A 21,162-nucleotide genomic window follows, 5' to 3' on the forward strand; every position below is an offset into this window, starting at 1 on the left:
TCGTTACAGCTTCTGAGCTGTTTGCTGTAATTTATTAAAAAAACCGTGGCGTTTAACCGCTTGTTCTTTAATTCGGTGAATTTCTTTTTTATAAAAACGCAAATCTTGTAGTGACACTGCATTTAACATTTCCATTTTTAATTTATCAATAATTTTTGTTTCTTCCTGTGTCATACACTGCGTAGCTTGATCCATCCGTGTCACACCCTTTTCGTATTTAATAGATTTAGTTTGAAAACGTTCTACTATAATATTTACTACAATTTACTAGATAACTAAACCTTTTCTCTTTCGATGTAAACGAAATGTAACAACTGTAATACAGTGAATGGATAATATCTAGTTATTTTGTTTCACATCCAAAACGAAAAAAAACACAAAAACGGATCACTTTTGTCAGCCAATATAGTAAAAAACTTATAGGTATTAGTAAACAAATAAAGAGATTGAAACATGATTAAATTACTCCAATCAACAGCCAGAAGCACCTACATACATGAAATCTACGTTCACCCTACCAATAAAAAAATCCGAACGATTCATCGTTCGGATCTTCCTTCAGCTAAAATAATTTTGTCCCAGCCTTCGTTTTTATACTTGTTGAATCAGTACGGATGAAAAATATTTTCTAGCATCCGCCGTCAATATATGAAGGGTTTCTTGTTCGGCTTGGTTATTTTCGGTGCGTTCAAACGTCACAAATGCCCCGCTTAGATTCTCTGTTACGGCTGTTATTTTGAATCCTTTTTGCAGCAAAAAATCAATCTTTTCTCGCTCTGCCATATATTCATGGTAACTTGACATTTCCCTGCCCCCGATCTATTTCTTCATCTGTTTTTATAACATTAATTTTTCAGCTTCGTTAGCCATGTTTAACTCATTAAACTTTGCTCGTTTTGTAAATTGTCCGTAGCCTTTTTGACCGACAAACTGCTTATCTTTTACGACAAATTCCCCGCGGCAAAGTACTGAAACCGGCTCACCTGTGACTTTCATTCCCTCAAATGCGCTATAATCGACTGCCATATGATGCGTGTTTGCTGAAACCGTACGTTCAACAGAAGGGTCAAATATAAGCAGATCCGCGTCTGCGCCAACCGCTATTGTTCCTTTTTTCGGGTACAGTCCGAACAGCTTAGCAATTTTTGTTGATGTTATATCAACAAACTGATTTATATTAATTCGTTTCTTCACTACTCCTTCTGAAAATAAAATACTCATGCGATCCTCGATAATAGGACCTCCGTTTGGAATCTTCGTAAAATCTCCTTTTCCCAGATCTTTTTGACCGTTAAAATCAAACGAACACTGATCTGATCCAATCGTTTGCAAGTCGCCATTACGCAGAGCATTCCACAAAACATCTTGGTTCCACTTTTCACGTAAAGGCGGCGACCATACGTATTTTGCTCCTTCAAAATTCGGTTTTTCTAAATAGGTTTGGTCAAGCGTCAAATACTGCGGACACGTTTCGCCCCAGATATTTACGCCTTTTTCCCTTGCTTCAGCAATCTTTTTAACCGCTTCAGCGCACGACACGTGAACAACATAGAGCTGTGAGTCAGCCAGCTCCGTTAGCACCGCGGCTCTTCCCGTAGCTTCTCCTTCTATTTCTGGAGGACGAGTCAGTGCATGATAGATAGGATCGGTTTGTCCTTGTTCTAGTGCTTGTGCCGTTAAATACTCAATAACATCTCCATTTTCAGCATGTACCATCACAAGCGCCCCTAGTTTTTTAGCTTGCACTAGCGTTTGATAAAGGGTAGCATCGTCTGCTTGAAAAACATTTTTATAGGCCATGAACACTTTAAAAGAAGTAATTCCTTCTTTTTCAATAATCGTAGGAAGCTCATTTAATACATCTTCCGTGATTTCGCCAATCATTAGATGAAAGCTATAATCGATAGCCGCTTTTCCTTTTGATTTTTCATGCCATGTGCCGATCGCTTTTTGCAGCGGTTCGCCTTTATTGGTTAAGCAAAAATCAATAACAGTTGTCGTACCTCCAAAAGCTGCTGCTCTTGTACCTGTTTCAAAGTCATCTTTTGTAACGGTGCCTCCAAACGGCATATCTAAATGAGTATGAGGATCGATGCCTCCTGGAAATACATAGTTGCCTTTTGCATCAATCACTTCACAGCCCTGCTCTTCAAATGCCGAGCCAATTGCCGAAATAACTCCATTTTCAATTAAAATATCGGCTTTATACGTATCTGTTGCTGTGACTACCACACCATTTTTAACGATTTTCTTCATTTCTTCATCCCCTTTGTCTTTATACATCTAATCGCTGTGCAGCCGTCGCTTGTAAAGCAGCTTGGCGTTCATTCCACGTCATTGGAGGCTGTTCATTCGGTAATTCAACCATGGATATAGCCCCGTCCACCGGACATACAATCGAACATAAATTACAGCCTACACAATCTTCTTCTCTTACTTTTAAATAAGATTTCCCTGAAGGGTCTTTCAGCATATCAATACATTGGTGAGAAGTATCTTCACAAGAAATATGACACTTATTGCAGTTAATACACGTATCCGGATCGATGCGAGCCACTACTTTATAATTGAGATCTAAGTTGCCCCAGTCGGAATATTTTGAAACGGCTTTCCCTACAATATCACTTACTTTTTCGATTCCTCTTTCATCCAAATAATAATTGAGACCTTGAATCATATCCTCTACAATGCGGAACCCGTGATGCATAGCAGCTGTACATACTTGCACACCTGTAGCACCCATGAGCATAAATTCGACGGCTTCCTGCCAGTTCGAAACACCTCCCATACCTGATATTGGAACGTTAATAAACGGACTTCTTGCACATTCAGCGACCATATTTAATGCAATCGGCTTAACAGCCGGGCCGCAATAACCTCCGTGAGCGCCTTTTCCTGCTACGTGTGGAATTGTATTCCATGAATGAATGTCTACTCCTGCTAAACTATTAATAGTGTTAATCATGCTCACAGCGTCAGCACCGCCTCGAACCGCTGCTTCTGCTGTAACGGTGATATCTGTGATATTTGGGGTTAATTTAACAATAACCGGCGTTTGGGCAACTTCTTTAGCCCAATGCGTTTGTTTTTCAACCAAATCAGGGACTTGCCCAGAGGCAGCACCCATCCCTCGTTCTGCCATTCCATGCGGGCAGCCAAAGTTCAGCTCTAATCCATCCACTCCTACGTCTTCTACTTTTTTGACAATCTCATGCCATTTTTCTTGCTGAGGTTCTACCATAAGGGAGGCAATAATTGCGTGGTTAGGAAACTTCTTTTTCGTTTCATAGATTTCCTTCAAATTAACTTCAAGCGGACGATCGGTGATTAACTCAATATTATTAAAGCCGGCTACGCGCTGACCGTTGAAGCCAACGGCAGCAAATCGAGAGGAAACATTTAAAATCGGATCACCAAGCGTTTTCCAAACTGCGCCTCCCCATCCTGCTTCAAATGCACGCTGCACTTGATAACCTGAATTGGTTGGCGGTGCGGATGCCAGCCAAAACGGATTTGGTGATTGAATACCTGCTAAATTTGTTGTTAAATCTGCCATAGATTTCTCCTCCTCCTGATTTTAAGCTGTTTCCATTGTTTCTTTTGTTAACTGCATATGAATATTTAACGCCGTTTGTTTTCCTTGCTGAGCAGCGGTCACAACCATTGCTTCTCCTTGCCCTTTACCAAAAATAACGTCTCCGCAAGCAAATACTTTTGGATTTGAAGTTTGAAACGTCTCTTGATTAATTAAGACAACTCCGTCTTCATGATGCAGCTGGAATTGTTGAATCAAAGACAGGTACCGTTCTTGACCAATTGCTTTAACAACAGCATCGACTGGAATGGTAAATGTTGAACCTTCAACAGGAACAGGCTTCCTGCGGCCGTCTGCATCTGGATCTGTTAGGGTCATTTTTACACATTCAATCCCGCTCACCTTACCATTTTCATCTCCAATAATTCGTATAGGAGCCGTTAACCAGCGGAATTCAACACCATCTTGTTTCGCAAATTCAAATTCAAAATCATAAGCCGTCATTTCTTCTCGTGTACGACGGTATAAAATTTGAACATTTTCAGCCCCCAAGCGCACGGAACACGTAGCACCATCAATCGCAGTATTTCCCGCGCCAATGACGGCAACACGCTTACCCACAAATTCTGTTGATAACGCTTCTGACTTCGTTTTTTTCACAAAATCAATCGCGTCATACACACCGTCTAGCTCTTCACCTTCAACATGTAGAGAAGGCACCTTGCTCATACCAATAGCTAATACAACCGCGTCATACGACTGCAGCAATTCACTTGGAAGAATATCTTCTCCAATTCTTACGTTTGTTTTAATTTTTACATCTAAGCTTTTTACTTGTTCAACTTCCCAGAATGAAATCGCTTGAGGAAGACGAAACGACACGATTCCATATGTATTTAACCCTCCTGCTTGTTTTTCCGCTTCAAAAATGGTTACGTCATATCCAAATCGCGCCAGTTCTCTTGCTGCAGAGAGACCCGCCGGACCTCCACCAACAATTGCTACCTTTTTGCCGTTTGCTCTTCCTTTCTCAAACAGCACCTGTTCATTTTGAATAGCCCAATCCGTTGCGTAGCGCTGCAAATTTCCAATCATAATTGGTTTGGTTGAGTGGTTAAGTACACACGCTCCTTCACATAGTTCATCGGTTGGACAAACTCTCGAACAGCTTGCTCCTACGGGATTAGAAGACATAATCGTTTCGGCAGACCCCTTTAAATTGCCCGATGCAATTTTTTTAATAAACGTCGGGATGTCAATTCCTGTAGGGCATGCCTGAATACAGGGTGCATCATAACAGTACAAACATCGATTAGATTCTTCGACTGCTTCTCTATTTGACAACCCTTTTTCTACTTCATTAAAGTTTTGAATGATGGACTGCAAACTTTCCTGTGATCGCATTGCATCAACCTCCCAAGGATATCTGTTGATAAAACTAAAATTGAAAGCGCTTACATATTTTTTATATACGTTATTTTCAACTTCTACTTTGGTAAAATGTATTACTAACTTTATTGTACAAAACGACCGTCTTTTCTTCATTATACATTATGTTAAAAAATTCAGACTATTTACTATTCACTATGTAAAAAGCCTTGCTTTTATATAAAAGCAAGGCTGCAACTATTATTTTGCTACTTCTTTAATAATCGACACTACTAGTTCAGATGTCTTCACCAGTTCTTCTACCGGAATTTTTTCATTTGTTGTATGAATGTCTTCATAACCAACTGCTAAATTTACTGTTGGGATATCAAAGCCTGCGATTACATTTGCATCGCTTCCGCCTCCGCTTTGAAGCAGGCGTGAAGGACGATCGATATTAGCCACGGCTTTTTTAGCAACTTCGACAACATGATCTCCATCGCCAAATTTAAAGCCTGGATACATCACTTTAATATCAACTTCTGCACGTCCGCCCATTTCTTGTGCAGCTGTTTCAAACGCTTCTTTCATTTTCGCTACTTGTGCTTCCATTTTTTCTGGAATTAATGAACGAGCTTCTGCTAAAATATCGACGCGGTCACACACGATATTCGTTTGCGTTCCACCTTCAAAGCGTCCAATATTCGCTGTAGTCTCTTCATCAATACGTCCAAGCGGCATTTTAGAAATGGCTCTTGAAGCAATCGTAATAGCAGAAACGCCTCGTTCAGGAGCTACACCTGCATGAGCTGTTTTTCCATAAATTGTTGCATTTACTTTTGCTTGCGTCGGCGCAGCAACGATAATGTCTCCCACTTTGCCATCGCTATCTAAAGCATAGCCGAATTTTGCCGTTACGAGACTAGAATCAAGAGCTTTAGCGCCCACTAAGCCAGATTCTTCTCCTACTGTAATAATAAATTCAATTTTGCCGTGCGCGATGTTTTCTTCTTTTAATACGGTGATGGCTTCTAGCATCGCTGCTAAGCCTGCTTTATCATCCGCTCCAAGAATTGTCGTGCCGTCACTTTTAATATAGCCATCTTCAATAGATGGTTTAATACCCTTTCCAGGTACGACTGTATCCATATGAGAAGTAAAGTAGATTGTGTCTACGCCTTCTTTTGTAGCTGGCAGTGTGCAGATTAAGTTGTTGGCTCCGTGGCCCGTTTTTTCTTTGGCATCATCTTCTACTACTTCGACGCCTAATGCGGTAAATTTTTCTTTTAGTACAACAGCAATTTTTTCTTCATGCTTTGTTTCTGAGTCTACTTGTACTAATTCAATAAATAAATCAACGATTCGTTGTTCATTAATCATAATATGTAATCCCTCCAAAAATAACCTACAATGGTATGTTACCATGTTTCTTTGCTGGACGCTCTTCCTTTTTATTGTGCAACATTTCAAGCGCTTGTATTAATTTTATTCGCGTTTCCCTAGGATCAATAACATCATCCACCATTCCAGCGCTTGCCGCTACGTAAGGATTAGCAAATTTCTCGCGATACTGTTCAATTTTTTCGTGTCTTGTTTCATCTGGGTTTTCGCTACCTCGAATGTCGTTTGCAAAGATAATATTTGCAGCACCTTGAGGACCCATAACAGCGATTTCGGCATTCGGCCACGAATACACAAGGTCCGCTCCAATCGATTTACTATTTAAAGCTACGTATGCACCGCCGTACGCCTTTCGCAAAATCACCGTGATTTTCGGAACGGTAGCTTCAGAGTATGCATATAAAATTTTAGCACCATGACGTATAATTCCGCCATGTTCCTGCTTGATACCTGGGAAAAAACCTGTAACATCTTCAAATGTAATAAGTGGGATATTAAATGAATCGCAAAATCGAATAAACCTTGCTGCTTTATCTGAGGAGTTAATATCTAAACTGCCTGCCATTACTTTAGGCTGGTTACACACAAGTCCGACAACTTTTCCATCTATGCGGGCAAAACCAATGACAATATTTCTTGCAAAGTCTTTTTGCACTTCAAAAAATGAGTGCTCGTCCACTACTTGATGAATGACTTGACGCACATCGTAAGGGCGCACGGCATCAAACGGGACAACGTCTAATAAATCCGGACGATAATGATCACACTCTGCCTTTGAGGCTAAAGGAGGCTGCTCTTGGCTAGACTGAGGAAGATAGCTTAAGAGCATTCGTACTTGTTCTAGCACCTCTTGTTCTGTTGCACCTCTAAAATGGGCATTACCGCTAATTTCGTTATGAACAGCTGCTCCTCCAAGATTTTCTGAGGAAATGCTTTCTCCCGTTACCGTTTCAATTACTTTTGGTCCTGTAATGAACATTTGACTTGTTTCTTCTACCATAAAAACAAAGTCCGTAATCGCCGGTGAGTACACGGCTCCGCCTGCACAAGGCCCCATAATAACAGATATTTGAGGCATGACACCCGAATAAATGGCATTTCGATAAAAAATATGACCGTATCCATCAAGAGACATGACGCCCTCTTGAATACGAGCCCCGCCTGAATCATTTAACCCAATAAACGGCACGCCTGTTTTAGCAGCTAAGTCCATTACGTGCGCAATTTTTTTAGCATGCATTTCACCTAACGCGCCTCCGAATACCGTAAAATCTTGCGAAAACAAATAGACTGAGCGACCGTTTATCTTGCCGTAACCTGTTACTACCCCGTCTCCTGGTCCTACTTGATTATTCATACTGAAATCCGCACACCGATGTTCAATAAATGGATTTAATTCGACAAATGTATGTTCATCCAAAAGAATTTCAATTCGTTCGCGTGCCGTTAGTTTCCCTTTATGGTGCTGTTTTTCAATTTTTTCGTCCCCACCGCCTAACTCGATCTTCCGGCGCTTATCGTACAATTCATTTAATTTATCATAAATGTCAACCATGTTTCTTCTCCTCCTCTAGTGTTTTTTCACAGAGCTCATAAAGAACACCGTTTGCTGACTTTGGATGCAAAAAAGCAATGGATGCTTCCCCTGCGCCTTTTCTCGGAACATCGTCAATCATTTGTACACCCTTTTCCTTTAACTCGTTAATCCGTTCTTCAATCGTGCGCACACCTAAAGCCACATGATGAAGACCTTCACCTCTCTTTTGGATGAACGCGCCGACTGCACTGTCTTCAAAGAGCGGCTCTAATAATTCAATTTTTACGTTGCCGCACTGAATAAAAGCAACTTTTACTCCTTGTTCTTCTACTTCTTCTACTTTTAATAGAGACAGTCCTAATACCTTTTCATAAAAAGGGAGGCTGCCTTCAATTGATTTTACAGCTATTCCTATGTGATCAATTCCTTTTATCACTTTCTCACCTCTTTAAAAAAGCGTTTTCATTTACACATATTCTTGAAAACAAAAGAAATCTCCTGCTGGCGTATCTACAGAAAGTTGCTTGTCTAAGCAGCGGAAGACATGTAAAATAAGAAAAAAACGTGTAGGAGGACTTTGGTTGTATGTCTAATAAGAAAATCCAAAAAACCATTGTGTTTTTAATGCTTCTTGTCATGTTAATATCTACGCTTTTAGCGGGACTTGCCATGTGGTTTTAATCGAGACTGATGACTAAAAACATAGATGCACTGCTGCTTCTTTGTGCAATGCAAACATATAAAAAAGACTGGTGACTAGTCACCAGTCTTTTGCTGTATATTCACAATGCCTTTTTGAGCGGCTAACTCTTCAAAAGATTGATCTGTAGATACAATCCAGACTTTTGTACCTAACGGGACTTGATCATATAAATGGCTTACTTCACGATTTTCTACGCGAATACAGCCATTCGATACATATTTACCGATGGAATCCGGCTGATTTGTACCGTGAATGCCATAAATACGTCCGTCAGTCTCTCTTGCATCAAACCCAATCCACCTTACACCTAGAGGATTTTGAGGAGCGCCTCCTTCAATATTATTTCTCCGATAATAAGGATTAACAGCTTTTACTGTTACCGTGAACTCCCCTTCGGGCGTCAGATTAACTGTTTTCCCCGTTGCTACTTTAATAATTTGTTTAATTTCTTTATTTTGAATATAAGCAAGCTCATTGCTCTGTTTATTAATAATAATATAAGGATCATTTGGCAACGGATTTTCTCCTAATGGCCAAACCGGATATAGTAGTAAAAGGATAAAAGCAAACACATGCATGTAATCCACCACCTTACGTTAGTCCTAAGTAAAAGACAAGAGAGATATCTCTTGTCTTATTTAGTGTTCGTAAGCAAGCTAAACAACATGCATGCTGTTTAGCTTATTTTTAAGGTTTGTTTAATAACCAAATATTGTTCAATTTCTTTGACTACGTGCAGTAAATCGGCACGCGCTTCAAACTCTTCCCGTGTTTTGGGAAGCGGCATCTCTGCAAATGCTTCTCGTAAATGCTGAAGTTTGGCTAAAAATAATTTTGCTGTATTACCGGGGTGGATGGATAGACTTAATTCTTCAATGAAATCGGCAATCATGTAGCGCTGTTCTACCACCAAATCAATAGCGGTAATGAGAGGAAGCGTACGCTCAATAATTTCAAGCTGTTTTTCACGAATTTTAAAATAGCGGTAATAATAATTTTCCCCACGCACAAAATGATTTTCTACATCACGAAACGCAAGGCTTTTTGCTTTTTCTAAAATTTTTACCGTATCTGCAATTTCCTTACCGTCCCAACTGCTGTCATTGGTTCTGAGATACAGGGCAATTTCTTTTAACATCGACCGGAAATTTTCTTCAATTTCTTGCTGATACGTGCGAAGCTCTTGATCTAAACTTGGCATGTATAAATTCACAAGCAGGGCAACACCTATCCCAATTACAATTAAGCCAAGTTCATTAAAGACGATTCCCCATGTCATATTTCCTTTGGAGTAAATATGAAGCAAAATAACGGAGCTTGTAACAATGCCTGCATTAACTTTGAATATAACCGTAACCGGGATAAACAAAAGCAGCATCAGTCCTATAACAAGTGGATGATAAGCAATCCCTTCAAAGAATATAAACGAAAACAGAATGGATAAAGAACAAGCAATAAAACGATCGCTTGCACTTCGCAACGATTTTTTCTTTGAATTTTGAATGCACAAAATGGTGATAATTCCAGCTGATACAAAAAACTCGAGGTGAAAGAACTGAGCTATAATAATAGCCAGTGATGTACCGACGGCTGTTTTAATTGTCCGGTACCCAATTTTAAATTTCATTTTCTAGACTCCTACATGTTGGTTTCTTTTTAGTGTGATAAAATACTCTATTCTTTATTAACACGAATAGAAAAATAACACAACCTTAAATCTTGCTGTACCGTATAAATTCCAATAAAAAAAGTGCAGAAAGGATCGTACTCTTCCTGCACTTTTTTATTATAAAATCTTTTCTAAGAAATCTTTAGCACGCTTGCTTTTAGGCGCTGAGAAAAATTCAGCCGGAGGCGCATCTTCAACAAGAACACCGCCGTCTAAAAACAGCACACGATCCGCTACTTCTCGTGCAAATCCCATTTCATGCGTTACAATGACCATCGTCATTCCTGTTTCTGTTAGCGACTTCATTACATCTAGTACTTCTTTTACCATCTCTGGATCCAATGCTGAGGTTGGTTCGTCAAACAGCATCACTTTCGGCTCCATTGCCAGTGCTCTGGCAATAGCTACACGCTGCTTTTGACCGCCCGATAAGCGATTTGGAAACTCGTTGGCTTTTTGAGCAAGTCCCACTTTTTGGAGTAATTCTTTGCCTTTAGCAACAGCCGTTTCTCTTGACACGCCTTTTACCGTCATCGGAGCATACGTCAAATTTTCAAGCACTGTCATATGTGGAAACAAGTGAAAATGCTGAAATACCATTCCTACGTTTTCACGCACACGCATAATGTTTGTTTTTTTATCTGTAATCACTTGACCGTTAATTGAAACTACTCCGCTCGTCGGTTCTTCAAGCAGGTTCATACAGCGTAAAAAAGTAGATTTACCAGAACCAGAAGGGCCAATAACAGCTACGACTTCTTTTTCTTTAATCGTAGTTGAAATACCTTTTAAAACTTCATTTTTACCAAATGATTTGTGTAAATTTTCAACGTTAATCACCTTTTCTCATTCTCCTCTCGACTGCTTTACCAAGGAGCGTTAAGCCCATTACCATTACATAATAAATCAACCCTGCAAAAATTAACGGTTCAAGGTAGGCGAATTTTTCTCCACCTACAATGTAAGCACGGCGCATAATGTCGAGTGCTCCAATAACTGTAACGATAGCTGATTCCTTTGTTAATGTAATGAACTCATTCATTAAAGCAGGTAAAATATTTTTAAGTGCCTGTGGCAAAATAATTTGTCCCATCATGCGGCGATAAGGAATTCCTAACGCTAATGCCGCTTCACGCTGTCCTTTATCAACAGCTAAAATACCAGCGCGAATAATTTCAGATATATATGCTGCAGAGTTTAGCCCGAACGCAGCAACGGCCGCTGGAAACGGGGCAATATCAAACCCGAGCAGCTGAGGTAATCCAAAGTATATTAATAATAATTGCAGTACTAGCGGTGTTCCGCGAAACACGGACGTATATGCATCCGCAAACCATTGAAGAGGTTTATTGCGGCTGATTTTACATAAAGATAAAATAACTCCCAGCACAAACCCTAAAATTGCTGAAGCTAGGACTATTTGTATCGTTACCCCTATCCCTTTTAAAATATAAGGCATAGAAGGCACGATTTGCGAAAAATCCAAATTCATGCCTAGTTCCATTCCTCTCTAACTATCATTCTTATTTTTGGTCGTCAAACCACTTAACGATTAATTTATCTAATTCACCGTTTTCTTTCATTTTCTTTAATTCACGGTTAAAGTCATTCGTTAGCTTGCTGTCTTTAGGAAATGCGATTGCTGATCCTTTACTTGAATCTGGACGTCCTGTATCAGACATTTGCAAGCTTTTGTCTTTGTTCACATACCCTTTAGCTACTGTATCTTCAATAATCGCTGCATCGATACGATTTGATTTCATTTCTTGAATTAGTTCTGGAATACGGTCACGCGTTGTTACATTTACTCCGTCAACTTCTTTTGCAATTTCTTTTGCTTCGTCTGCTTGGATAGAAGAAGTTTGTACACCGACTGTTTTCCCTTTTAGTTCTTCTGCATTTTTAATTGGCGCATCTTTCTTCGATACAATCATGTTTTTTGCTTCATAATATACGTCTGAGAAGTCCACGTTCTTTTTACGCTTTTCAGTTGGCGTCATACCAGCTAAAACTAAATCGACTTTATTAGATTGTAAAGCTGGAATTAATCCGCCAAATTCCATATCCTTCACCTGTACGTCATAACCTAACTTTTTACCGATTGCTTTTGCTAAATCTACGTCAAATCCGATTGCTTCACTATCACCTTTTGCCGTATCAATATATTCAAATGGTGGGTAATCTGCTGATGTTCCCATTACTAGTACTTTTTTATCTTTGTCGTCGCTGCTTGCTCCGCCATTAGACGTTCCTTCTCCTGCTCCGCATGCAGCTAAAACGCCTGCTGTTAAAAGACCAATTGCCGTTACCGATAACCACTTCTTCAATTTCATCTTCGTTCCCCCTAGTTTATTCCTTACATTATTTTTTAAAAATTAATAATATTATGAAATAAGTTTTTTACTATTGCAAGTAAATGTCGAAATTTAAATATATATTCATATAAATGTATTTTAACACAACATTATAAATATGCAATATCTTTTTTAAATATAAGTTTCACTATTTGAAAATACCTTTTCTCAACATTTTCCACTCTCTAGAAAGCCTGCATACAGATAGGTAAAAAAACGCATAAAAAAAGAAGCCGTTTAAAACGGCTTCTCTCTTACACTTCTTCACAATGCTGTTCGAATGCTTCTTGCAGCTTCATCACAACTGACATTGGCTCGTGGCCTTCAATTTCGTGACGTTCTACCATTGTGATAATTTTTCCGTCTTTTAATAAGGCGAAAGATGGAGACGAAGGCGGATAACCTTCAAAGTATTCGCGTGCACGCGCAGTTGCTTCTTTATCTTGCCCAGCAAATACTGTAACCAAGTTTGTTGGACGTTTATCATAATGTACAGCGTGCGCTGCAGCAGGTCTTGCAATACCTCCTGCACAACCGCAGACTGAATTCACCATTACAAGCGTTGTACCAGGCTTTTTAAACGTTTCATCTACCGCTTCAGCCGTCGTTAATTCTGTATAACCAGCAGCTGTAATTTCTTTACGGGCTTGACGAACAACGTCGTTCATAAACAAGTTAAAATCGATATTCATTTTCATACCTCCCTTTTGCTATCTATTCTTTATCATAGCAAACGAAAACTAAAAAGGCGATTGCTTTGACTCATTTTTTCTTGGTAATCAAGATTAAACAAGAAAAGAAATGGTGATACTATTTTTACAGCTAGAAAACCATACTCTTAACTCCCTAGTGTAGAAGGATCCGCATAAAATGCAGGATCCTTTTTTATATTTCCTTCATCGCCTGCTGGTAGGTTTTAATCAAGCGTTCGAGAGCTTCAGCCATTGTGACATCTCCCGTCATCATTTGTTTTTCAACATCCCCTAACGTTTGCTTAACTAAAGGATGTTCATAAAATGATTCTTGTAAATATTCATTAACACTTGCTTGTAACCATGCCTTCATTTGCTTTCGCCTTACTGTATAAAACAGATCATTTTTATTCATCCATTCCTTATAGTCACAAATTATCTTCCACAAGTCTTGAAACGATGCTTCTTCATAAGCAGAAGTTGTGATGACCTGTGGGTTCCACCCTCCAGAATGACCGTGAAGGAAACCGATGACGCTTTCGTATTCTTTTGCAGTCACTTCTGCTTTTAGCCGGTTATCCCCGTCTGCTTTGTTTATACAAATCAAATTAACCCATTCAAGCAGCCCTTTTTTAATTCCTTGCAAATCATCTCCTGCTCCGGTCAAAGCAAGCAGAACAAAGAAGTCTACCATCTCTTTTACAATCATTTCACCTTGGCCAACACCCATCGTTTCGACAAATATGATGTTATACCCAGCCGCTTCACAAAGAAAAATGGCTTCTCTCGTTTTAAGATGAACACCTCCAAGCGTTCCTTGAGAAGGTGAAGGACGGACAAAAGCGTTCTCTTGTTTGGTAAGCAGCTCCATTCTCGTTTTATCTCCTAAAATACTTCCTCCAGACAAGGTACTGCTTGGATCGACTGCCAAAACTGCAACGGAATGGCCGTTTTTGCATAGGTACGACCCAAATTTGTCAATCAGCGTACTTTTTCCTGCTCCGGGTACGCCTGTAAAACCAATGCGCACTGAATGCCCCGTATGAGGATAGATTTCTTTAATCAGCTGTTGTGCTATTACTTTATGCTTCGGCGCTTTACTTTCAATTAAAGTAATGGCTTGAGCTAACGCTGTTCTTTTCCCTTCAAGCAGCCCTTGTGTATAATCTTGTACCGTTTTTAATTTCACCAATTGTCTTCACCAACTATTCTTCTAACCGTTTCTTTATTTCATGTAAGACGGAAACGGCCGCTTTTGGGATTACTGTTCCAGGTCCAAAGATTGCAGAAGCGCCGTGTTCTAAAAGAAATGAGTAGTCTTGTTTAGGAATAACGCCTCCGACAATAACAACGATATCGTCGCGCTCTAATTTCTTTAACTCATCAACAAGCTGCGGCAGTAACGTTTTATGCCCGGCTGCCAAAGAGCTTATGCCAATTACATGTACGTCGTTTTCTACAGCTTGCCTTGCTGTTTCTTGAGGCGTTTGAAATAAAGGACCAATATCAACATCAAAGCCAAGGTCAGCAAAGGCTGTTGAAATAACTTTCGATCCTCTGTCATGACCGTCTTGCCCCATTTTCGCGACTAAAATTCTTGGGCGTCTTCCTTCTTCCTCTAAAAATTCAGCCGTGAGCTTTCGAACTTCTTCGATTTGATCTCGATGCACAAACTCTGCACTGTATACCCCGCTGACTGACTTAGAAGTAGCCTGATGTCTTCCAGCCACTTTCTCAATAGCTTCTGAAATTTCACCTAGTGTAGCTCTAGCTCTCGCAGCTTCAACCGCAAAAGCAAGGAGATTCCCTTCACCTGTTTTGGCACAATTGGTCAGTCGATTAAGCGCTTCGATTACCGCTTGTTCGTTACGTTCACTGCGTATTTTCTTTAACTTTTCCAGCTGCTTCATTCGAACTGCTGTGTTATCAATATCAAGAATATCAAGCGGTTCTTCTTGCTCCGGCTGAAACTGATTCACACCTACAATAATTTCTGCCTGCGAGTCTATTCTTGCTTGTCTGCGCGCAGCGGCTTCTTCTATCTTCATTTTAGGTACGCCTGCTTCTATTGCTTTTGTCATTCCGCCGAGCTGCTCTATTTCTTCAAGGTGCTTCCACGCTTTTATCATTAATTCATTCGTTAATGATTCCACATAATAAGAGCCTCCCCAAGGATCAATAACGGAACAAATCTCCGTTTCATTTTGTAAATAAAGCTGCGTATTTCGGGCAATTCTAGCTGAAAAATCAGTTGGAAGAGCAATCGCTTCATCCAGTGCGTTTGTATGAAGCGACTGCGTATGTCCTGATACTGCAGCCAGAGCTTCGACGCATGTTCTAATAACATTATTAAATGGATCCTGCTCCGTTAAGCTCCATCCGGACGTTTGAGAATGCGTTCTAAGAGCTAGAGATTTAGGATTATCCGGCTCAAACTGCTTCATTAGTTTTGCCCAGAGCAGCCTCCCTGCTCTCATTTTCGCTACTTCCATAAAATAGTTCATTCCAATTGCCCAGAAAAAGGATAGCCTCGGAGCAAATGCGTCAATTGTAATTCCCGCTTTCAAGCCGGTTCGTACATATTCAAGTCCATCTGCAAGCGTATAAGCAAGCTCTAAGTCTGCTGGAGCACCTGCTTCTTGCATATGATAGCCTGATATACTGATACTGTTAAATTTCGGCATGTACTCCGCTGTATATTTAAAAATATCCGCAATGATTCGCATTGACATCTCAGGAGGATAAATATATGTATTGCGCACCATATATTCTTTTAAAATATCGTTTTGAATCGTTCCAGCCAGCTTTTCTTTTTTTACGCCTTGTTCTTCAGCTGTTACGATGTAGAAAGCTAAAATAGGAAGCACCGCCCCGTTCATCGTCATCGACACGGACATTTGATCAAGCGGAATCCCTTCAAACAGCTGCTTCATATCCATCATTGAATCAATTGCAACACCTGCTTTCCCTACGTCTCCAACAACTCTTGGATGATCAGAGTCATAGCCGCGGTGGGTAGCGAGGTCAAAAGCAACAGACAGCCCTTTCTGTCCAGCAGCTAGGTTTCGGCGGTAAAAGGCATTGCTTTCCTCCGCCGTTGAGTATCCTGCATACTGTCTAATAGTCCAAGGCCGATTCACATACATCGTTGCATACGGTCCTCTCACAAACGGTGGGACACCAGGTGCAAAGTGAATAAAGTCGAGGTTATCTCTGTCTTTTTTTGTATACACTGATTTTAATTCAATTTGTTCATTTGTTTGAAAAGCAGTGTATGAACTTTGAGTCACGTCATCTTCTCTTTGCTGCTTTGAAAATGATAATGGAATATTAGAAAAAGAAGGCTTTTTATACATGAACTTCTACCTCCAAAGCACATAATAACTTCTTAACGCATTGAATAACATTCGTCTTAGGATGTATGACGCTCATTACACCTTTTTGCTGCCACTGCGTTTTGCGTGATACATGTTCTTCCCCTACTACGTACACATAAACAGAATCTTCCTCAAAATAAGTCATCGCTTTTGTTAAGAGCTTTTCCACGAGTTCATCACTTCCACAGATCACATATGCTTCGTGCTTTTGTTCATTCATCCAATCTGCTATCTCCACATAGGAATCTATGTTTTTAATTGTTTCACACGCAAAGCCTGCACTTTCAAATAAAGACCGGGCAATCTCAGCTTTTTTACGGCTGCTAGGATCGGTGAGCTCCATAATGCCAATGCTCATTCCCTTTGTATAAACCCGTATTTTTTCAAACTTCTCTGCTGCTCTCCACTTAGTGAGCGGCACAACACTGTCAGGCTGTGTCTGCTTCGCCATTTGTTTTAGCATCCACCCTGCTGTTACCCCTTTAGATGCTAGCTTTGTATAGTCCTCTAGCGAAAGATTTGATGAAAATTCCGAAGCGTTCTGATCACTGTATTTATCCATTTTTATTTCTTCTTTTTTAAACGGCGTGCTTTTTATCTCTTGAGATGCATCCTGTTGCTTAGGAGCATAGTGTGTGACTCCGATCAAGCGCTCAATTCGGCACTCTATATCCTCTTGTCTTTTTACTTTCATTTGTTCAATTTCATCTTGAATTCGCCCTTGTTTTAAAGCTTCTTCCATTCCGCCGTGGTCTTCAATGTTGCCAAATGACTCCCAAGCTTTTGTCATTAATTCATGTGTGTAGGCTTCAACGTACCAAGAGCCTCCGGCAGGATCCATTACTTTTGATATATGTGTTTCGTGCTGCAAAATTAAGTGAGTGTTACGGGCAAGGCGATGAGCGAACTGAGAAGATGAAGATGTGACGGAATCATATGGTTCAATATGCAGACTATCCGCTCCTCCTACAATAGAAGCAAATGCTTGAACCGTGCTCCTTAATGCATTTGTATACATGTCTTCTTTAGACTGTGTAAGATGTGACGTTTCCGTATGGATAAACGGCACTGAAACGGCCGTGTCATCAAAAGCACGAACCACATTTGCCCAAAGCATGCGAAAAGCACGAAGTTTTGATATTTCCATAAATAAATGTGAGCTAACTGAAAAAGAAAAGGTCATGTGAGGTAAAACTTGATGTAAGGACAAACCGCGTTTTATGCATTCATCAATATACTGCACCCCTGTAGCAAGCATATAAGCTAGTTCTTGAACAGCGTTTGCACCGCTGTTATGGTAAGGAATGCTTGATACAATGATCGTTTTGAGCTCTGGAACATTACTGTGAGCCAAACGCGTTGCGTAAGCTAAATGATCGTATAAATCTCGAGTAGAAAGTGGAACTCTTCCATATTCAGCAAGGGTGCCGAGCGGATCCATTCCAACCGTTCCTTTTAGCTGTCTCATATTAAAGTTATGATCAACACAGTATGCTTTTAGAAACGAAAGAAGTGGAACGGATGTACATCCCGTATTTAAAAATAAAGGCACCGCTTCAAGAGCTACATGCTGAAACAAATGAGCAACATCCTCTAAAGTAGAAATTGTAGCGCCTGAGGCTACTTCAGCTTCAGTTGCTTCATCAACGTCTTTCCCTTGCCTCATTGCTTCACTGCATGTAAAAGCGGCCGTATTTTGTCCATTTCTCAAACTGTGTAAAAGAAGTTTATTGCTTTCTTTAATAGAAGGTAAGTCGATTTTTTGGGTGATTTCCCATTCCCCTAGTATGTATGATTCTTTACCGGCTCCTCTTAAACAATCTATTCCCGCCGGACTCTGCTGTAAGTAGTCTAAATGTGCCGTATCACTTTCGAAATAAAGCGGTTTCAAAAAGATGTTTTCTAACGTTTCTTTTGAAGAGATCGCGGTATTTTTGCTAACTTCCTGTGCCCAATCTTCTTTAGGTGTACGTGTAAATTCATGAAATGATAATGTATTTGTTTTCATTTCCATGCCCCTTTACAGTTAATAGCTGCCTGCTAAACCGAGATGATTACACTTTGAAGTTTGATGATTCTTCTTTTATTTTAATACATCTTTTACAAATTGTTCAATCATTGCTTCAAAATAAAAAGAGGCCGAGACATAATTAACCTACGTTTACCATCACCATAAAAAAATCCGAACGAGTTGGATTCTCTATCAAGAATCTCAATTCATCGTTCGGATCTTCCTTCAGCTAAAATATTTTGTGCCAGCCTCTGTTTTAATAGACAGACGTATTCTCTTTAGAAGTAGATTCTAAAATCTCTTTAACTCTTGCCAAGAATCTGCCGCACACCAAGCCGTCTAACACGCGGTGATCAAGTGATAAACATAAGTTAACCATATCTCGAACAGCAATCATGTTATCAATAATAACCGGACGTTTTACAATAGATTCTACTTGTAAAATAGCCGCTTGCGGGTAATTGATAATCCCCATTGATTGCACGGAACCAAATGAGCCTGTGTTGTTAACAGTAAACGTTCCGCCCTGCATGTCTTCAGACTTCAATGAACCCGTACGAACTTTTTGCGCGAGCTCTGTAATTTCACGCGCAATGCCTTTGATTGTCTTTTCATCGGCTTGTTTAATAATCGGCACAAACAAAGCATCGTCTGTTGCAACAGCAATGGACACATTAATGTCTTTTTTCTGAACAATACGGTCTCCTGCCCACATTGAATTCATTTGAGGGAATTCTTTTAAAGCTTGAGCCACTGCTTTTACGAAGAACGCAAAATACGTTAAGTTAAAACCCTCTTTTTGTTTGAACTCCGTCTTTAATGCATCACGATAAGAAACTAAGTTCGTTACATCAACTTCAACCATTGTCCATGCATGCGGAATTTCGTGCTTGCTGCGAAGCATATTTGCTGCAATAGCTTTACGCACGCCTGTAACAGGGATTTCTTGATCTCCTGCTGCAGACACAACCGGCGCGGGCTGCTGCGTTTTTGGAGCAGCTGCCGCTACAGGTGCTTCTGGCTGAACTGTTGATGCAGGTGTTTCTTTCACTTCAGCAGCTCCGCCTTTTTCGATAACAGCTAAAATATCTTTTCTCGTAATGCGGCCGCCCGCCCCTGTTCCTGTCACGGTATCTAAATTAATATTATGTTCTTGTGACAGACGCATAACAGCTGGAGAGTACCGACTTTTATTGGATTGACTGTCCGCTGTTTTTGACGCTGATTCTTCTACAGTCTTATCAGACGTTTTCTGTTCTTTTTGAGGTACAGTTCCTTCTACTTCAATTAAACAAATCACTTCTCCTACAGGCAAAGTATCATCTTCACCTGCAATTAACTCTTTAATTGTTCCACTAAAAGAAGAAGGCACTTCAGCATTTACTTTATCCGTCATGACTTCAGCTAACGGGTCGTACTTATTTACGTGATCTCCAACAGAAACGAGCCATTTGCTAATTGTACCTTCTGTTACACTTTCACCGAGCTGCGGCATCGTAATTTTTTCAATAGCCAATTGATACAACTCCTTTTAAAATTGAGCTAATTCTCTCATTGCTTTTTCTACTTTATCTGGATTCACCATAAAATATTTTTCCATTGTTGGTGCATACGGCATAGCTGGAACATCAGGGCCAGCAAGGCGCTGAATTGGCGCATCTAAATCGAATAAGCAGTGTTCAGCAATAATAGCTGCTACTTCGCTCATGATGCTGCCTTCTTTGTTGTCTTCCGTTAAAAGCAGGACCTTACCTGTTTTAGATGCCGCTTCAATAATAGCTTCTTTATCAAGCGGATAGACCGTTCTTAAATCTAAGATGTGTGCTGAAATACCGTCTGCTTCCAGTTTTTCAGCAGCTTGAAGAGCAAAGTGTACACAAAGACCATATGTAATAACCGTGATGTCGTCTCCTTCTCTCTTTATATCTGCTTTGCCAATCGGAAGTACATAATCATCTTCAGGGACTTCTCCTTTAATCAAACGGTACGCACGCTTATGCTCAAAGAAAAGAACTGGATCATCATCACGAATAGCTGCTTTTAATAATCCTTTTACGTCATAAGGCGTAGAAGGCATCACAATCTTTAACCCTGGCGTATTGGCAAATAGTGCTTCAACAGATTGAGAATGATAAAGAGCACCGTGAACTCCGCCGCCGTAAGGCGCTCGAATTGTAATTGGACAACTCCAATCATTATTAGAACGATAGCGAATTTTCGCTGCTTCTGACACAATTTGATTGACTGCAGGCATAATAAAATCAGCAAATTGCATTTCAGCAATCGGACGCATACCGTACATTGCCGCTCCGATTCCTACGCCTGCAATAGCAGACTCTGCAAGAGGTGTGTCAATGACTCTTTCTTCCCCGAACTGTTCGTATAGTCCGTTGGTTGCTTTAAATACGCCGCCTTTTTTCCCTACGTCTTCTCCTAATACAAACACGCGGGAATCTCTTTCCATTTCTTCACGAATGGCCATTGTTACTGCATCAATATATGAAATAACCGGCAT

Annotated in this window: 21 protein-coding genes; 2 read left to right on the top strand and 19 right to left on the bottom strand. The window is 40.1% G+C overall.

The window, feature by feature from the left end; translation table 11 throughout:
* Positions 1-3: 3 nt before the first annotated feature.
* Positions 4-195, bottom strand: a complete 192-nt coding sequence (locus ACFX4N_RS16585) for a hypothetical protein (protein ID WP_013059103.1) — start codon at positions 193-195, stop codon at positions 4-6.
* A gap of 258 nt (positions 196-453) precedes the next feature.
* Between ACFX4N_RS16585 and ACFX4N_RS16590 the strand changes: the two genes are divergently transcribed.
* Positions 454-618 carry a hypothetical protein gene (locus tag ACFX4N_RS16590; RefSeq protein WP_157835270.1) on the top strand — a complete coding sequence of 55 codons (165 nt, stop codon included), beginning with the start codon at positions 454-456 and terminating at the stop codon, positions 616-618.
* Here the strand turns inward: ACFX4N_RS16590 and ACFX4N_RS16595 are convergent.
* The 7 genes from ACFX4N_RS16595 to mce form a co-directional block, all read right to left on the bottom strand.
* On the bottom strand, positions 592-804 hold the full coding sequence (locus tag ACFX4N_RS16595; RefSeq protein WP_013059104.1) for a hypothetical protein: 213 nt from the start codon (positions 802-804) through the stop codon (positions 592-594). The two genes, ACFX4N_RS16590 and ACFX4N_RS16595, sit on opposite strands and share 27 nt — an antisense overlap.
* 33 nt (positions 805-837) lie before the next feature.
* Entirely contained in the window at positions 838-2,256 is a 1,419-nt protein-coding gene (hydA, locus tag ACFX4N_RS16600; protein WP_057274005.1) for a dihydropyrimidinase, read from the bottom strand.
* Between the two features lie 19 nt (positions 2,257-2,275).
* Entirely contained in the window at positions 2,276-3,556 is a 1,281-nt protein-coding gene (gene preA / locus ACFX4N_RS16605; RefSeq protein WP_013059106.1) for an NAD-dependent dihydropyrimidine dehydrogenase subunit PreA, read from the bottom strand.
* 21 nt (positions 3,557-3,577) lie between these two features.
* Positions 3,578-4,939 carry an NAD(P)-dependent oxidoreductase gene (locus tag ACFX4N_RS16610; RefSeq protein WP_053487727.1) on the bottom strand — a complete coding sequence of 454 codons (1,362 nt, stop codon included), beginning with the start codon at positions 4,937-4,939 and terminating at the stop codon, positions 3,578-3,580.
* Between the two features lie 225 nt (positions 4,940-5,164).
* Entirely contained in the window at positions 5,165-6,283 is a 1,119-nt protein-coding gene (locus ACFX4N_RS16615) for a tripeptidase T (protein ID WP_013059108.1), read from the bottom strand.
* A 25-nt stretch (positions 6,284-6,308) separates the two neighbouring features.
* Positions 6,309-7,859, bottom strand: a complete 1,551-nt coding sequence (locus ACFX4N_RS16620; RefSeq protein WP_013059109.1) for an acyl-CoA carboxylase subunit beta — start codon at positions 7,857-7,859, stop codon at positions 6,309-6,311.
* On the bottom strand, positions 7,852-8,277 hold the full coding sequence (gene mce / locus ACFX4N_RS16625) for a methylmalonyl-CoA epimerase (protein ID WP_029320258.1): 426 nt from the start codon (positions 8,275-8,277) through the stop codon (positions 7,852-7,854). The genes ACFX4N_RS16620 and mce overlap by 8 nt, the downstream gene beginning before the upstream one ends.
* Before the next feature lie 149 nt (positions 8,278-8,426).
* Between mce and prli42 the strand changes: the two genes are divergently transcribed.
* Positions 8,427-8,522, top strand: coding sequence for a stressosome-associated protein Prli42 (prli42, locus tag ACFX4N_RS16630; protein WP_149917156.1), 96 nt, complete (start codon positions 8,427-8,429; stop codon positions 8,520-8,522).
* Positions 8,523-8,597: 75 nt separating this feature from the next.
* Here prli42 and ACFX4N_RS16635 read toward each other — a convergent pair whose 3' ends face one another.
* From ACFX4N_RS16635 to ACFX4N_RS16685, 11 genes are all read right to left on the bottom strand, one after another.
* On the bottom strand, positions 8,598-9,122 hold the full coding sequence (locus tag ACFX4N_RS16635) for a L,D-transpeptidase (protein ID WP_057274006.1): 525 nt from the start codon (positions 9,120-9,122) through the stop codon (positions 8,598-8,600).
* Between the two features lie 98 nt (positions 9,123-9,220).
* Positions 9,221-10,171: an aromatic acid exporter family protein gene (locus ACFX4N_RS16640; protein ID WP_013059112.1), complete on the bottom strand. Its 951-nt coding sequence runs from the start codon at positions 10,169-10,171 to the stop codon at positions 9,221-9,223.
* Between the two features lie 159 nt (positions 10,172-10,330).
* On the bottom strand, positions 10,331-11,053 hold the full coding sequence (locus tag ACFX4N_RS16645) for an amino acid ABC transporter ATP-binding protein (RefSeq protein ID WP_013059113.1): 723 nt from the start codon (positions 11,051-11,053) through the stop codon (positions 10,331-10,333).
* A complete protein-coding gene (locus ACFX4N_RS16650; RefSeq protein WP_013059114.1) occupies positions 11,046-11,705 on the bottom strand; it encodes an amino acid ABC transporter permease in 660 nt (219 codons plus the stop codon). The genes ACFX4N_RS16645 and ACFX4N_RS16650 overlap by 8 nt, the downstream gene beginning before the upstream one ends.
* Positions 11,706-11,736: 31 nt before the next feature.
* Positions 11,737-12,540: a transporter substrate-binding domain-containing protein gene (locus ACFX4N_RS16655; protein WP_029320256.1), complete on the bottom strand. Its 804-nt coding sequence runs from the start codon at positions 12,538-12,540 to the stop codon at positions 11,737-11,739.
* A gap of 281 nt (positions 12,541-12,821) precedes the next feature.
* Positions 12,822-13,259 carry a BrxA/BrxB family bacilliredoxin gene (locus tag ACFX4N_RS16660; protein ID WP_013059116.1) on the bottom strand — a complete coding sequence of 146 codons (438 nt, stop codon included), beginning with the start codon at positions 13,257-13,259 and terminating at the stop codon, positions 12,822-12,824.
* Between the two features lie 193 nt (positions 13,260-13,452).
* The gene (gene meaB / locus ACFX4N_RS16665) at positions 13,453-14,448 is read right to left on the bottom strand and encodes a methylmalonyl Co-A mutase-associated GTPase MeaB (RefSeq protein ID WP_057274007.1); all 996 of its coding nucleotides are present in this window, start codon (positions 14,446-14,448) and stop codon (positions 13,453-13,455) included.
* A 16-nt stretch (positions 14,449-14,464) separates the two neighbouring features.
* The gene (gene scpA, locus ACFX4N_RS16670; RefSeq protein WP_029320254.1) at positions 14,465-16,615 is read right to left on the bottom strand and encodes a methylmalonyl-CoA mutase; all 2,151 of its coding nucleotides are present in this window, start codon (positions 16,613-16,615) and stop codon (positions 14,465-14,467) included.
* Positions 16,608-18,644, bottom strand: coding sequence for a methylmalonyl-CoA mutase family protein (locus tag ACFX4N_RS16675; protein ID WP_192099995.1), 2,037 nt, complete (start codon positions 18,642-18,644; stop codon positions 16,608-16,610). Before ACFX4N_RS16675 ends, scpA begins: the two co-directional genes overlap by 8 nt.
* Before the next feature lie 259 nt (positions 18,645-18,903).
* Positions 18,904-20,163: a dihydrolipoamide acetyltransferase family protein gene (locus ACFX4N_RS16680; RefSeq protein WP_192099993.1), complete on the bottom strand. Its 1,260-nt coding sequence runs from the start codon at positions 20,161-20,163 to the stop codon at positions 18,904-18,906.
* Between the two features lie 15 nt (positions 20,164-20,178).
* Positions 20,179-21,162 (bottom strand): alpha-ketoacid dehydrogenase subunit beta, encoded by a 984-nt coding sequence (locus ACFX4N_RS16685; RefSeq protein ID WP_013059121.1) that lies wholly within the window; start codon positions 21,160-21,162, stop codon positions 20,179-20,181.

The sequence above is a fragment of the Priestia sp. YIM B13551 genome (assembly GCF_042787905.1).
GTDB lineage: Bacteria > Bacillota > Bacilli > Bacillales > Bacillaceae_H > Priestia.